We start from the raw sequence: 13,374 nt of genomic DNA on the forward strand, positions 1-13,374 counted from the left end.
CGCGCCTCCTTATTTTTTAAGCGTGATGCGGACTTTCGGTTTCTCACCGTCTTGTTTCGCGAACGCCGCGACCGGGAGACCGGTCAGTTCAGCGATCTCTTCATTCGTCATGTAGGCGCCGCGTTTGACGATCTCACCATCGATGACGGTGAGCGGGAGCGTGTCGAGCCCTTTCGTGATCTCGGCTTGCACGTTTGCGTTTTCAACGAAACGGTTCGGCTCCGAGGCGAGGTTATAACGCTCGACGTCAAACCCGCGTTGCTTCAATACGTAATGGATTGTCGCGATCCGCGTCAGTTCCGGATCGATCGACGGCCCGCATAGTCCGGTCGGACAGCACATGGCCGGTTCGAATACTTCAAGTTTCATCGTTTATTCCTCCTTAAATGGCACATTCGGCGTCACAGTCACAGCTCGCATCGATCATCTCGACTTGTCCGAGCAGATCGACGACGATCGAATAGAACGGGCTCGCTTCGTTCAACCGATAATGAATCCATTGCTTGTCCCTACGCTCGAGCAGCAGTCCCGCTTGACGCATCATCTTCAAATGCCGGCTGATCGCCGGCTGCGAGATGTCGAAGCAGTCGACGAAGCTGCAGGCACACTGTTCCCCGTCCTGCATCTGCTTGAGCATCGTCAACCGCGTCGGGTCGGCGAGCACTTTGAGCACTTTACTCAGTTCTTCTGCGGTATGCATCGTCATTCTCCTTTACCCCATGTATAACAAAACCGTTATATAACCTTTACGTTATGAAATTACCACAGTTTTTTGCAAGTTGCAATTGTCTTTTCTGAAAAAGTTCGCTATGATAAAACACGTTGTGCAAATATGTATCGTTTCAACTTATTCCTTCATATAATGACGCATTTGATCTTCGTGAGACTCGGAGGTCAAAATTAAAACTACTATACAAGAGAGGTGTGTTCTTTTTGGAAAAATTGAATACTGTCAAACAAGAATGGCTCGGTAACGTCCGGGCTGACGTCCTTGCGGGGATCGTCGTCGCGCTCGCTCTCATCCCTGAGGCGATCGCATTCTCACTCATCGCTGGACTGAACCCGATGGTCGGTCTATACGCTTCATTCATTATCGCAATGGTCATCTCGATTGCGGGTGGACGACCAGCAATGATTTCAGCTGCAACCGGAGCCATGGTGCTCCTCGTTGTCGATTTAGTTCGAGATTACGGTCTCCAATATTTATTAGCGGCCGGTATTTTAGCCGGTATCATTCAAATCGTGCTCGGATTCTTTGGTATAGCGCGTCTTATGAAGTTCATCCCGCGTGCGGTCATGGTCGGCTTCGTTAACGCCCTCGCTATTTTGATCTTCCAAGCCCAGCTTCCACAATTTGAGGGCGAGAGCTGGATCATGTGGGCGATCGTCGCCGCATCACTCGTCATCATCTTCTTGTTCCCACGCATCACGGGCGCGATCCCGGCACCGCTTGTCGCCATCGTCGCGATGACACTCGCTGCTGTCTTTATGGGGCTCGATACGAAAAACATCGGCGACATGGGGACGATCTCAGCAACGTTGCCGGAATTCTTATTCCCTGACGTTCCATTCACGCTCGAGACGTTCATGATCATCTTGCCGTATGCCGCCTCGCTCGCTTTCGTCGGCTTGATCGAGTCGTTGCTCACGGCTCAAATCGTCGATGACATGACAGGAACGGATTCGAACAAGAATCGTGAGTCAAAAGGTCAGGGGATCGCCAACATCATCGCCGGTTTCTTCGGCGCGATGCCAGGTTGTGCGATGATCGGCCAATCGGTCATCAACGTCTCGTCAGGAGCACGTGGTCGTCTATCGACGTTCGTCGCTGGACTCGCGTTGTTCATCATGATCATGACGATGAGCGACATCTTGATGCTCATTCCGGTCGGCGCCCTCGTCGGTGTGATGTTCTTCGTCGCCTATGCGACGTTTGACTGGGGCTCGCTCAAGACGCTCCGGACGGCTCAAAAATCGGATACGGTCGTCATGCTCGTCACCGTGTTCGTCACTGTGCTCACGCACGACTTGTCAATCGGTGTGTTCGCCGGGATTTTAACAGCTGCGATTTTGTTCGCCGCGAAAATCTCGAAAGTCGAACTCGACCGCAACGTCGAAGCCGACCACGCCCACTACGTCGTGAACGGTCAATTGTTCTTCGCATCAACGTCTGAGTTCGTCAACCAATTCGATGTCGAAGAAGATATCGAAGCAGACATCAAACATGTGACGATCAACTTCTCGAACACACACCTTTGGGACGATTCGGCCATCGGCGCCATCGACAAAGTCGTCTTCAAATACCGTGTGCACGGTATCGAGCCAGAACTGTTGAACTTGAACAAAGATTCAGAGAAGCTGCTCAATACGCTCGCGCTTCACTTGAAACAACAAGATGCGGGCATCGGACATTAATTCGGGAGGGATTCACATGACAAAAATCTTCTTAGCCGTTGACGGATCGGACCATTCGATGCGCGCGACCGCGAAAGCGATCGAGCTCGCGAAAGTCTCGAACGCCAAAATCGATGTCGTTCACGTCGTCAGCTCGAAAGAGTCAAAAGAAAGTGCCCTGCAATCAACAGGCAAGATCGACCTGGAGGCGAAACGGATGCAGCGGATGCAACGTTTCTTCACAGCGATCGAAGCAGCCGGACTCGAGTACGAATATATCGAGCTCCGTGGTGAACCGGACGTCGAGCTCGTCAAGTATGCGAACCATGAACCGTTCGAATACGTCGTCGTCGGCTCGCGCGGCTTGAACACGTTCCAAGAGTTCGTGCTCGGCAGCGTCAGCCATAAGCTCGCCAAACGCGCGCTCGCGCCGGTCGTCATCGTCCGATAATCAAAAAGGAAGTGAACCTCAGCGTTCACTTCCTTTTTTTCTGTATCTCGAATCGACACAATTACGAATGCGCTTTCATAAAAAATCGCATATACTTGTAGTAGCAAGCGTATAAGAGGAGGCGTTGAAAGAATGGGTAAAATCTTTTTAGCGGCAGATGGCTCGGATCACTCGAAACGGGCTTTAACAAAGGCAATCCAACTCGCAAAAGCGTCAGACGCATCGATTGATATCGTTCACGTCGTCAGTTCGAAAGAATCGAAAGAGGCCGCGCTCCACTCGACCGGCAAGATCGATCTCGAAGCGAAACGAAAACGCATGATGCAACCGCTGTTCGATACGATCGAAGCGGAAGGCATCGCCTATGAATACGTCGAACTCCGCGGTGAACCGGACGTCGAGCTCGTCAAATACGCCAATCGCGATCCGTTTGAATATATCGTCGTCGGCTCGCGCGGCCTCAATACGTTCCAAGAGTTCGTCCTCGGCAGCGTCAGCCATAAACTCGCCAAACGGGCGCAAGCACCGGTCATCATCGTCAAATAAGCCCTCCCCTTTCTCGAGTCGAGAAAGGGATTTTTTGTGTCTTATACAGGAACAACGTCCTATGTGTGGAATCAACTAGTGTATGCACAGCTAACTAAGGAGGGAAATTTTATGGAAATTATGAACGACCCGGGTACGTTACTATTAATTTTACTGCCTTTATTATTACTTCAGCTGATTCTTCTCGTCGTCGCCATGATCGATTTATTCAAGCGGTCTGAAACGAACGGACCGAAATGGGTGTGGCTCCTCGTCATCGTCTTTATCAACATCCTCGGTCCGATCGTCTATTTCCTCTGGGGACGGACAAAACAGTGAACGCGAGCCATCTCACAAAACGATTCGGCACGTTCACCGCGCTCGATGACGTCAGCTTCTCGCTGCGCCCGGGCTGCACGTCGCTCCTCGGCGAGAACGGGGCCGGCAAGACGACGCTCCTCAACATGATCGCCCGTGTGACGACGCCGACGTCCGGACAGATCGAGGGTCACGACACAATCCGGGTCGGTTATTTACCACAACGTCCGGCGCTTTACCCTTCCCTCACACCGGTCGAGACGATTAAATATGCGGCCGACTTGACGGGCACGACCGGCGTCGACGCCTTGAACCTCTTAAAACGCGTCGGCTTAGAACCGGTCGACCGCCCGGCGGCGCACTTGTCAGGCGGGATGCGGCAACGGCTCGGCATCGCCCAAGCGCTTGTCCACGACCCGGAACTATTGTTGCTCGATGAACCGGTGTCGGCGCTCGACCCGCGCGGCCGCCGGGAAGTGCTCGATCTCTTGAGTGACTTGAAGCGTGAGCGGATGATTCTCTATTCGACGCACGTGCTCCCTGACGCCGAGGAGGCGAGCGACTGGGTGCTCCTGCTTCGGCAAGGACGCCTGCTCATGGAAGGCACCGTCACCGATTTGCTCGGGGCCAAATCATCCATCCAACTTCGCCTGTTCGATGACACGACGACAGAAGACGATTGGAACGCGCTCGCGGGTGTCGTCCGTGTCTCGCGGACGGGGACGACATGGACGTTCGAGACGTCCGATAAAACGATGTCCGAGCGGGCGATTCTGCAACGCGTCCTCGCCCAAGGACTGATGATCCAATCGTTCCACGTCGGTCATCCGTCGCTCGAATCACTGTTTTTGGAGGTGAACGCTTAATGCGGACAGCCATCTTTAAACAAGAATGGAAAGAATCGTGGCGCAATAAACGGCTCGTCTGGGTCCCGGTCGCCCTGATGCTGCTCGCGGCGATGCAGCCGCTCACGCTCTACTTCTTACCAGACATTTTAGCGTCAGGCGGTAACTTGCCGGACGGGACCGTCATCGAGATCCCGACGCCGACACCGGCCGAAGTACTCTTATCGGTCAGTGAGCAGCTGCGGCAGATCGGCCTGCTCATCGTCTTGCTGTCGGCGATGCATACGTTCAGCCAAGAACGTACACTCGGTACGCTCGCTTGGCTCAAGTCGCTCAACATTCCGGCTTCTCGCATCGTCATGAGTAAATGGGCACACTACACGTTACTTTCCGCCGTCTCCATCTTGCTCGCCCAAGGCACAGCCGCCTATTATACGGTCATCTTGTTCGACTCGTTCGATGTGACGGACTTTGTCATTTCCACGGGTCTATTGATCGTCCATTTCGTCGTGCAGCTGTCGCTCTTCTTCTTATTCGCCGCGCTGCTCGAGAGCGGGCTCGTCGCCCTCGTCATCACACTCGGTGTCCACTTCGTCTTATCGCTCCTGCTCAGTTGGGTCGATTGGGACTGGTTGCCTTGGAACCTTGGCGGATTGTCGGGTCAAGCGTTAATCGAAGACGTCAGTGTCACGTGGCCGCTCGTCACTAGCATTGTCTTGATCGGACTGGCGTTGGTTATCGCATCCAAGCGTTTATTATTTTTGAGTCGAACGTCCTGATTATTCAATTTTGATGGATAGGTCTTTCATCGATGCGTGTGTCTTTGATTTCCGCCGGTGTCTCGCTCGAATCGATCATGGACAAAACCGACGCGTTCTTACCGATTCGTAAAGATTATCTTCTGTATGAATGAAACGAAGGCAGGCTCTTTTGAGTCTGCCCTTATTTGTAATCGAATGGTAATACCCACTATTGCCCTATTCAATATATTATATGGTTATATTATCGAAAAAGGAGACTTCCCTCTTGAAAAAACCAACTACCATCCTCGTATCAAGCGCACTCGCCGCGGCGCTCACGTTCACCCCGTCGACGGCTTCACTCCCGCTCGAACAGGCCACCGTCCAAGCGGCGTATACAGAAACAGCAATCAACACGAAAGGTTCGGTCACGGGCATCAGCCAGCTCCCGGTCCGCAAAACCCCGTCGCTTTCAGCAGCACGACTCGGTACGATCAAGCGTTACGGCACGATGACCGTCCGGACGTCGTTCACCGTCGGCGGATCAACGTGGTACAAGATCAAATGGGGGGCTGGCGTCGCCTACGTCCCGGCCGCTTACGTCAAACTGTCGACGGCGGAAGTCGCGTTCAAAAAAACGGCTTACGTCGCCCCGTCGAGCGTCTATTTGAAATCACGGCCGCTCACGACGTCTTCGAACGTCGCTTTTCTCCGCCAAGGTGTAAAGCTCGAGACGAGCTCGTACCGTTATACCGGCTCGACACGTTGGTACAAGGCGACGAGTGGGACGAAGACCGGTTACATCATGGCGAAACACGTCACGTTCACCGCTCCTGCGAGCGGCGTCTTGAGCGAGACGAACAAAGAGCGCCAAGCGGCTGGCCTGACAACGCTCGCCGCCTCGAGCGAAGCGAACCGCGTCGCCCAAGTCCGGGCCGATGAGATGGCACGGACCGGTCAATTCTCGCACCAACTCCGTGAGAACGGCAGCCCGGGTGACACGCTCGACGCCTACAACGTCAGCTATCGTGGCTGGGGCGAGAATATTTATATGGGGTCGAGCGACCCTGGCCAAGCGGTCGACGCTTGGATGAACTCGAGCGGGCACCGCGCCAACATCTTGAACGGCCGCTTCACGCATCTCGGGGTCGGCACAGCGAAAAACGCCCAAGGCTCGACGATTCATGTCCAAGTGTTTTTGACGAAATGAAAAATGGAGGATCGCCCCATGGCGGTCCTCCATTTTGATTAGCGGCGCTCGTCTTTCAAGCTTTCGAGATCTTGCTGGGCTTGGCCCGTCTTCTCTTTTGCCGTACCTTTGACTTGATCCTTTTGACCTTCACGTTTGAGCGACTGATTGTCCGACGATTTGCCGACTGCTTCTTTCGCTTTTCCGGCCGCTTTATCGATGAACCCGTCGACTTTTTTGTTTAGTCCGTCTTTCATATGGATCTCCTCCTCGTGGTATCGTGTCTAAACAATGTACCACTCTGAAGAAAACTCAAACATAGTGCTCTTTGACGAGCACACGAAACCGCGGCCGGACGGTCAGCTCGATCGTCGTCACGGTCCGGGTCCGGTCCTCGGTCATGACGATTAAAAGCTCCCCATGGTCGCGCCGGTCTTCGAGCACTTCGACTTTGCTGACGGTGCGGAGCAGTTGATAGTAGAGCAGTTCGCCCGTCTCGCCTTTGACGTTCACCTCGAACTCGTGGTAGCTCGGGGAGACTTTAAAATAGAACGACTCTTTCCCGTTCGTGAAGCGGAACACTGACTCGTCATAATAAAACGGGAGCGTCGCATCCATCCGCTTCGGCTCGACCGTGCAAAATAACGCCCACGCCATCTCGTCAGGAAATTTTTCACCCGCTTCTCCTTTGTTGAACTGCCACCCTTTCATACTCAATCCCTACTTCCCTCTTTTTATAATTGTCTGAATAATCGGACTATAATAAATTGATTCGCCAACACGTTCAAAATCCCTGCAAACGGGAACAAATCTCTGTATGCTCTTTTTCTGTCCGTCCATCTGAAAGGGGTTGCGTCCACGTGTCCATCATCGCACTCGACCATGTCACGAAGCGTTTCGGGGAGACGATCGCCTTGAACGACTTCTCGCTCCACGTCGAAGCAGGCGAACTGTTCGGTCTGCTCGGTCCGAACGGGGCCGGCAAGACGACCGCCATCTCCGTCATGCTCAACCTATATCCTGCCGACAGTGGTACGATCCGTATCTTTGACCGCGTCATGCCGAAAGACGAACAGGCGATCAAGCAACGCGTCGGCATCGTCCCGCAGCACGTTTCCGTCTATGACCAGCTGACCGTGTTCGAAAACATCCAATTTTTCGCCGAACTTTATGGCTTCAAGCCGGCCGAGGCGAAACAAAAGACCGAGGCCGCCCTCGACTTCGTCGAGCTGACCGCTCACCAAAAGAAACGTCCGCCGGAACTGTCCGGAGGGCTGCTGCGTCGTTTAAATATCGCCTGCGGCATCGTCCATGAACCGGAGCTCATCTTTATGGACGAACCGACCGTCGCCATCGACCCGCAGTCGCGGAACACGATCCTCGAGAACATCCGTGAGTTGAACCGGCGTGGGGCGACGATCATCTATACGTCCCATTACATGGAGGAAGTCGAGATGCTGTGCGACCGCGTCGCCATCGTCGACGAAGGGAAGATCATCGCCGAAGGGACGCAAGACGAGTTGAAAGACCAAGTCATGACGCTCGAGACGGCCCGCATCAAAGTTGATGCCTTGACGCCAGGGCTCATCGAACGGCTCGGCGCACTCAGTCAAGTAAAGAAAGTCGAATATCATGAGCCGTACATCGAGGTGTCGCTCGAGAAAGACACGCCGCTCGCCCCGCTCCTCGACGTGCTCCACGACGCGAAGGTCCGGTTCACGTCGATCACTGTCGACCGCCCGTCCTTGAATACCGTCTTCCTGGCCTTGACCGGCAAGACGCTAAGGGAGTGACGGTCATGAAGACGTGGACGTTCATCAAATACGATGTCAAACAACAACTGCGCGACCGCTCGACCTTGTTTTGGATGTTGCTGTTCCCGATCATCCTCATTTTCGGGCTCGGCACGATGCTGTCTGCCATTTTCAGTAACGACTTCTCACTCCCGGTCACAGACGTCGCTTATGTCGAGCAGTCGACCGACGACTATCGCGTACCGCTCGAGACGTTCCTCGCCGACGATGACATCAAGGCGTTCGTCAACCTCGTCCCGTACGACAGCGTCGCCGCTGCCGAACGTGGCGTCAACGACGGCGATGCCGACGTCATCTTGCACCTCGACGGGTCAAACGTGCGTCTCTTGTATGAAGAACCGACGACGATCGAGTTCGATGTGCTCGAGGCGGTCATCCGGCAATATACCGACGTCGCCAATCAACAGATCATGCTCGCCGAGTCAGGCGTCGCCGTCCCGTTCGAGCCGGAGACGTTCATCGACAGCGAGAGCGTCGACTTGTCGGGCCGCACCCCGACCTCGCTCGAATACTTCACGGTCACGATTTCGATCATGACCGCCTTGTTCGGCGCCTTCTATATCACGGGCATGCTCAGTGAGGAACAGCCGATGAAAGGCAGCTATCTCCGGATCCAGGCCGCTCCGGTCAAGACAATCGACTACCGGCTCGCCCGCACGGTCAGCCGTTACGTGCTCATCTTCCTACAGCTCGTGCTCGTCTTTTGGTTCAGTCACTTCGTCTACCGAAGCTTCTCGCTCGACTACGTCCACTTCGGACTGTTGTTTCTCGCCTGGGTCGCACTCGCCCTTTACGGCACCACGTTCGGATTTATAATCGCCAGTCTGCCCCGCATCACGCGCGGCACGAAAGACGCGATCGTCAACGGTAGCGTCGCTATCATCATGATCCTCTCCGGGGGCTACGTGCCTGGATTCGACCAAGTGACGCTGAGCGTCGCACCGTGGGCGAAATACGTGTTCATGCCGATCTTTATGCGCGATGGCATCCTCCAAGTGCTGCTCCGGGGCGGGGACGTCACCTTGTTTTGGCAAGGTCTCGGTTGGCTCGCCTTGCACGTCGCCGTCTTCACCGTGATCAGCCTGCTGTTATGGAAAGGAGTGAGCCGCCGTGGTCTTGTTTAGGCACGTCGCCAAACGGATGCTCCGAAGAAAAGGGTTATGGGTGTTCACGTTCGTTTCCGTCTTCGGATTCGCTCTCGTCCTGTCGTTCCTCAATTCGACGTCTGCTTTGAACGTCTCGATCGGTATTCTCGACCGTGACGGCGGCTCGTTGTCGGGCCGGGTCATCGAAGAGGCGGGCCGGTTCGGTTCGGTGACACCGCTTGAGACGGACGAGGCCGACGAGGCGCTACTCGAAGGACAAGATATCGTCTTAACGATCCCGGACGGTTTTACGGAAGACTTGTTCGCCGGCGACATTCCGCGGCTCTCGTTCAGCGCGACCGAAGGGAGTGACGCCGCCTTGATCGAACAGGCGCTCAACTCCCACCTTTCCCGCGAGCGGCAACTGCTCGTCGCGAGTGAGTTTGACGAAGGGCGATTCCTCGAGTTGGCGGAAGCGGAGACAATGAACGGTTACACGCTCTCGAGCGAGCCGTTCCAAGAGAGCGTCGGCACGACCGCGCGGACACAGGCGTTCCTCGGGCTGTTGTCGTTCGTCATGATGTCGGCGTTCCTCCAATTCATTCCGCTTTTTGTCGCCGACGACCGGGATGAATTGATCTACTCGCGCTTGTTCGCGGCACCGGTCACACCGCGCCGCTACGTCGGGTCGCTGTTTTTATCATTTTGTGCCGTCGGACTCATCTACGTGCTCATGCTGATCGCCTTTAGCGCCGTCCTCTATCGGCAAGACATCATCGCTCATCTCCCCGTGCTCACGCTATTGTTCACCGTCTACTTGTTCGTCTGTCTCGCGATCGGTTCACTCATCGCGGTCCTCGCGACGAATCGGGACAAGGCGAACATTTGGCAGACGTCGGTCACGATGGCCGCCGCCATCACCGGGGGCGCTTTTATCAGCCTGACGTGGCTCCCGGAATCGCTCCAGCTCGTCGGACGCTTCTTGCCGACCTATTGGTTCAATAGCGGGGTCGCCGACATGTATGACGATCGGTTCCCGACGCTGTCTGTCCTCGTCATGGTCGGTATGGCGCTCGCCGTGTTCGCGGCGACCGTCTTCGCGTTGAAAAAACGGCCGCTCACATGACACAAAAAAGGCGAGACACTCATCAGAGTGTCTCGCCTTCTAGCGTTGTAACGTCGGAACAATCTTTTGGAAGAACACCTCGACGAGTACAGGGTCGAACTGGCGACCTGCCTCTTGTTCGATGACGGCGAGCGCCTCGTCAAGCGTCTTCGCTCGGCGATACGGTCGGCCCGTCACCATGACGTCGAACGTGTCTGCGAGCGCGATGATCCGGGAGGCGAGCGGAATATCAAACCCGCTTATGCCGTTCGGATAACCGTTCCCGTCCCAACGCTCATGGTGCGACAGCACGATCTCTGACAGCGTCCCGTACTCAGGGACAGTGCTCAAAATATTGTAGCTCACCTCGGGATGACGTTTGATCTCGCGCCACTCGGCTTCGGTCAAAGCACCCGATTTGTCGAGAATCTCATTACTGATCGCGACCTTGCCGATATCATGCAGGATGGCGGCCGTCTTCAGCTCGTTCACGTCACTGCTCGTCAAGTCCATCGCCTCGCCAAGCTGACCTGATAGCTCGGCGACGCGCAGCGAGTGCGCCTCTTCACGCGGGATTTTCTCATACAGCGTCCGCATGATCAATTGAATCGACGAGTGGCGGCGACTCTGCTTCTCGGACACTTTATGATGGTACATCTGATCTTCAGCCAAATTGAACGCGTCCATGATCGACAGTGCACCGTCAGTTTTGACCGCTTCTCCGAACGATGCCGAGATCGGCAACCCTTCAATCGATCTTTCAAGGAATAAACGGCTCAATCGATTGGACAACTGCTGCGCATCAGACAACGGCGTATTCGGCAAGATGATCACGAATTCGTCACCGCCGATCCGGGCGACCGTGTCGACACCGCTGATTTCACGCTTCAAAATATTCGCCGCTTCGATCAAGAGCCGGTCTCCGACCAAGTGGCCGAACGCGTCGTTCGTCAGTTTTAGGCCGTTGATGTCGACGACGATGAGGGCGAGCGGGTAATAGCCCGGCTCGTCGAACGTGACGAGTGCCTCGTCGAAGTAGCGGCGGTTCTTCACCCCGGTCAACTGGTCGTGATAGCTCAAATACTCGATTTCCATCTCGTACGTCTTCTTCTCGGTCACGTCCCCGATGTAGCCGTGCCAGAGCACGTGCCCCTCGGCGAGCTTCTCAGGGCGAGACGAGCCGAGGATCCACGTCGTCCGCCCGTCCGGTCGATGAAAGCGGAATTCGGCATCCCATATCGTTAAATTGCGATAGGACTCTTCAATGTTCGCCATCACTTGCGGATAATCGTCTGTGTGCATCTTTTTGAACACGAGATCCGCGTCTCGTTTCACTTCATCGACCGGGATCCCGGTCAACACTTCAAAGCCATGGCTAATAAATGGGAAATGGAACGACCCGTCCGGCCGGAGCTCGAACTGATAGATGGCGCCCGGGACTTGGTCGGACAACTTCGTCAGCAGACGGTCGCGCTCGGCGAGTTCTTCTTCGAGCTGGACGCGTTCGGTCACGTCCTTGGCGACGGCGTAGATGTAGTTGCCTTGGACTTTGCAATGCCATTCGATCGAGCGGTAATCCCCATCGATCGTCCGGTAACGGTTGACGAACCGAAACAGTTCACGCGCCGTATCGAGCTCACTAAAGGACGCTTTCGTCTTCGCCTGATCGTCAGGATGGATGAGCCCGATGAAGTCCATGTTCTCGAGTGACTCGATCGAGAAGCCAAGCACACGCTCCCACGCTTTGTTCAAATGCAGTACGTCTCGCGTCGCGAGTGACATGATGCACTCGAGGTCGACGGTGGCGAACCCTTCAAACATCGAATCTTTCGCCTCGCCGACTTGACGGTCGACTTTCGTCATCTGTTCGAGGATATGAACGATGTACAGCTCGACGAGACCGAGACGGTCGGCCCGCTTCTTCCCTTGCATGACGATCGTCAAGTCACCGTAAAAGACGCCGTCTTTTTCAATCTTGAACAAGATGACTTGCCCGAGGTCGAAGATGCGTAAAATGTTTTTGACGAGCCGCTTCGGCAATACCCCGTCCATGAGTGGTTCGATTTCGTCCAAGATGATCGGACTCGGTAACTCCAACAGCTCGATGCGTTTCCGGCTCATCGGCCATTTCTTGCCGACCGGGTGGAAGCCGAGGACATCCAAGCTGCGTTCGAGCAGCTCGTCAATCCCAGAGATTGCGACCGTCGAGTACGTTTGTCCATCGTCATTCATCAAGTTGAGCGTCACCGCTTTCGCACCGGTGAAGTCACGGATCTGGTCGAGGAAATGTTGGTTCATCAACAGTTCCCGGCCCGTGGCGACGAAGCGATGCGACACGTTGACGAGTTGTTTCAAGGCGTTGTTCTCTTGGACGTGCGGGGTGATGTCATGGAACAAGGTCGAGACGTAACCTGGTCGTTCGCTGAAGACGGACAGTTCATACCACGCTTTGTTCCGGCGCGAGAAATGTTCGAACTTAATCGTCTCGCCGTTGTTCACCGCCCGCGCGACTTGAACGATCCATTCGCGCTCGCTGTATTCGAAGTCTTTCAACTGCTCGGTGATGCGTCCGCCGAGAAACTGTTTGCGCTTCGCCTTCATCATTTTTTCGAACGCTTCGTTCACTTCGACAAACTCATAATCGACCGGCTCCCCGGCACCGTCGAAGATGACTTTGAATTCGACGTAGCCTTGGGGCATATGGCGCAACAAGGATCTGTATGGGGTGCTGTCTCGTTCTGTCACGTCATTTCCTCCTACGCTGTTTTCTACATTTTAGTTTACCTCATTTTCGATAAATTCCCTATATTTTCCGAATCGATTCCTACCGATGTGCAAAGGTTAAGTTTTTGTAAATGCCGCCTCACGGGTTGCACGGTTCGCTCCCCGTTGTTAATATGATTACGAA

General features: G+C 54.8%; 15 protein-coding genes. 10 read left to right on the forward strand and 5 right to left on the reverse strand.

Annotation, left to right across the window (positions count from 1 at the left end):
* Positions 1–9: 9 nt before the first annotated feature.
* Both arsD and EVJ26_RS06125 read right to left on the reverse strand, forming a co-directional pair.
* Entirely contained in the window at positions 10–369 is a 360-nt protein-coding gene (arsD, locus tag EVJ26_RS06120; RefSeq protein WP_131456514.1) for an arsenite efflux transporter metallochaperone ArsD, read from the reverse strand.
* A gap of 13 nt (positions 370–382) precedes the next feature.
* The gene (locus EVJ26_RS06125) at positions 383–700 is read right to left on the reverse strand and encodes an ArsR/SmtB family transcription factor (RefSeq protein WP_070328555.1); all 318 of its coding nucleotides are present in this window, start codon (positions 698–700) and stop codon (positions 383–385) included.
* Between the two features lie 233 nt (positions 701–933).
* On the opposite strand from EVJ26_RS06125, the gene EVJ26_RS06130 reads away from it, so the two are divergent.
* The 7 genes from EVJ26_RS06130 to EVJ26_RS06160 all read left to right on the forward strand — a co-directional run bounded on the left by EVJ26_RS06130 (position 934) and on the right by EVJ26_RS06160 (position 6,483).
* Positions 934–2,415: a SulP family inorganic anion transporter gene (locus EVJ26_RS06130; protein ID WP_131456512.1), complete on the forward strand. Its 1,482-nt coding sequence runs from the start codon at positions 934–936 to the stop codon at positions 2,413–2,415.
* A gap of 16 nt (positions 2,416–2,431) precedes the next feature.
* Positions 2,432–2,845: a universal stress protein gene (locus EVJ26_RS06135; RefSeq protein ID WP_070328553.1), complete on the forward strand. Its 414-nt coding sequence runs from the start codon at positions 2,432–2,434 to the stop codon at positions 2,843–2,845.
* Between the two features lie 132 nt (positions 2,846–2,977).
* Positions 2,978–3,391 (forward strand): universal stress protein, encoded by a 414-nt coding sequence (locus EVJ26_RS06140; protein ID WP_070328552.1) that lies wholly within the window; start codon positions 2,978–2,980, stop codon positions 3,389–3,391.
* Positions 3,392–3,502: 111 nt separating this feature from the next.
* A complete protein-coding gene (locus EVJ26_RS06145; RefSeq protein WP_131469229.1) occupies positions 3,503–3,709 on the forward strand; it encodes a PLD nuclease N-terminal domain-containing protein in 207 nt (68 codons plus the stop codon).
* Positions 3,706–4,554, forward strand: a complete 849-nt coding sequence (locus tag EVJ26_RS06150) for an ABC transporter ATP-binding protein (RefSeq protein WP_070328551.1) — start codon at positions 3,706–3,708, stop codon at positions 4,552–4,554. The genes EVJ26_RS06145 and EVJ26_RS06150 overlap by 4 nt, the downstream gene beginning before the upstream one ends.
* Positions 4,554–5,312, forward strand: a complete 759-nt coding sequence (locus tag EVJ26_RS06155) for an ABC transporter permease (protein WP_131470075.1) — start codon at positions 4,554–4,556, stop codon at positions 5,310–5,312. Before EVJ26_RS06150 ends, EVJ26_RS06155 begins: the two co-directional genes overlap by 1 nt.
* 247 nt (positions 5,313–5,559) lie before the next feature.
* Positions 5,560–6,483: a CAP domain-containing protein gene (locus EVJ26_RS06160; protein ID WP_131470076.1), complete on the forward strand. Its 924-nt coding sequence runs from the start codon at positions 5,560–5,562 to the stop codon at positions 6,481–6,483.
* Between the two features lie 38 nt (positions 6,484–6,521).
* On the opposite strand, the gene EVJ26_RS06165 is transcribed toward EVJ26_RS06160, so the two are convergent.
* Both EVJ26_RS06165 and EVJ26_RS06170 read right to left on the reverse strand, forming a co-directional pair.
* On the reverse strand, positions 6,522–6,719 hold the full coding sequence (locus EVJ26_RS06165) for a CsbD family protein (protein WP_070328547.1): 198 nt from the start codon (positions 6,717–6,719) through the stop codon (positions 6,522–6,524).
* Between the two features lie 55 nt (positions 6,720–6,774).
* Positions 6,775–7,173: a hypothetical protein gene (locus tag EVJ26_RS06170; protein WP_070328546.1), complete on the reverse strand. Its 399-nt coding sequence runs from the start codon at positions 7,171–7,173 to the stop codon at positions 6,775–6,777.
* Positions 7,174–7,322: 149 nt separating this feature from the next.
* Between EVJ26_RS06170 and EVJ26_RS06175 the strand changes: the two genes are divergently transcribed.
* From EVJ26_RS06175 to EVJ26_RS06185, 3 genes are read left to right on the forward strand one after another with little or no spacing between them, the layout of a single operon-like run.
* On the forward strand, positions 7,323–8,255 hold the full coding sequence (locus EVJ26_RS06175; protein WP_070328545.1) for an ABC transporter ATP-binding protein: 933 nt from the start codon (positions 7,323–7,325) through the stop codon (positions 8,253–8,255).
* Positions 8,256–8,260: 5 nt separating this feature from the next.
* Entirely contained in the window at positions 8,261–9,400 is a 1,140-nt protein-coding gene (locus EVJ26_RS06180) for an ABC transporter permease (RefSeq protein WP_236635514.1), read from the forward strand.
* On the forward strand, positions 9,387–10,487 hold the full coding sequence (locus tag EVJ26_RS06185; protein ID WP_131469241.1) for an ABC transporter permease: 1,101 nt from the start codon (positions 9,387–9,389) through the stop codon (positions 10,485–10,487). Before EVJ26_RS06180 ends, EVJ26_RS06185 begins: the two co-directional genes overlap by 14 nt.
* Positions 10,488–10,526: 39 nt before the next feature.
* Here EVJ26_RS06185 and EVJ26_RS06190 read toward each other — a convergent pair whose 3' ends face one another.
* Positions 10,527–13,211: an HD domain-containing phosphohydrolase gene (locus EVJ26_RS06190; RefSeq protein ID WP_236634069.1), complete on the reverse strand. Its 2,685-nt coding sequence runs from the start codon at positions 13,209–13,211 to the stop codon at positions 10,527–10,529.
* Positions 13,212–13,374 lie beyond the last annotated feature (163 nt).

This window comes from Exiguobacterium sp. SH3S1, from assembly GCF_004337105.1.
Lineage (GTDB): Bacteria > Bacillota > Bacilli > Exiguobacteriales > Exiguobacteriaceae > Exiguobacterium > Exiguobacterium aurantiacum_A.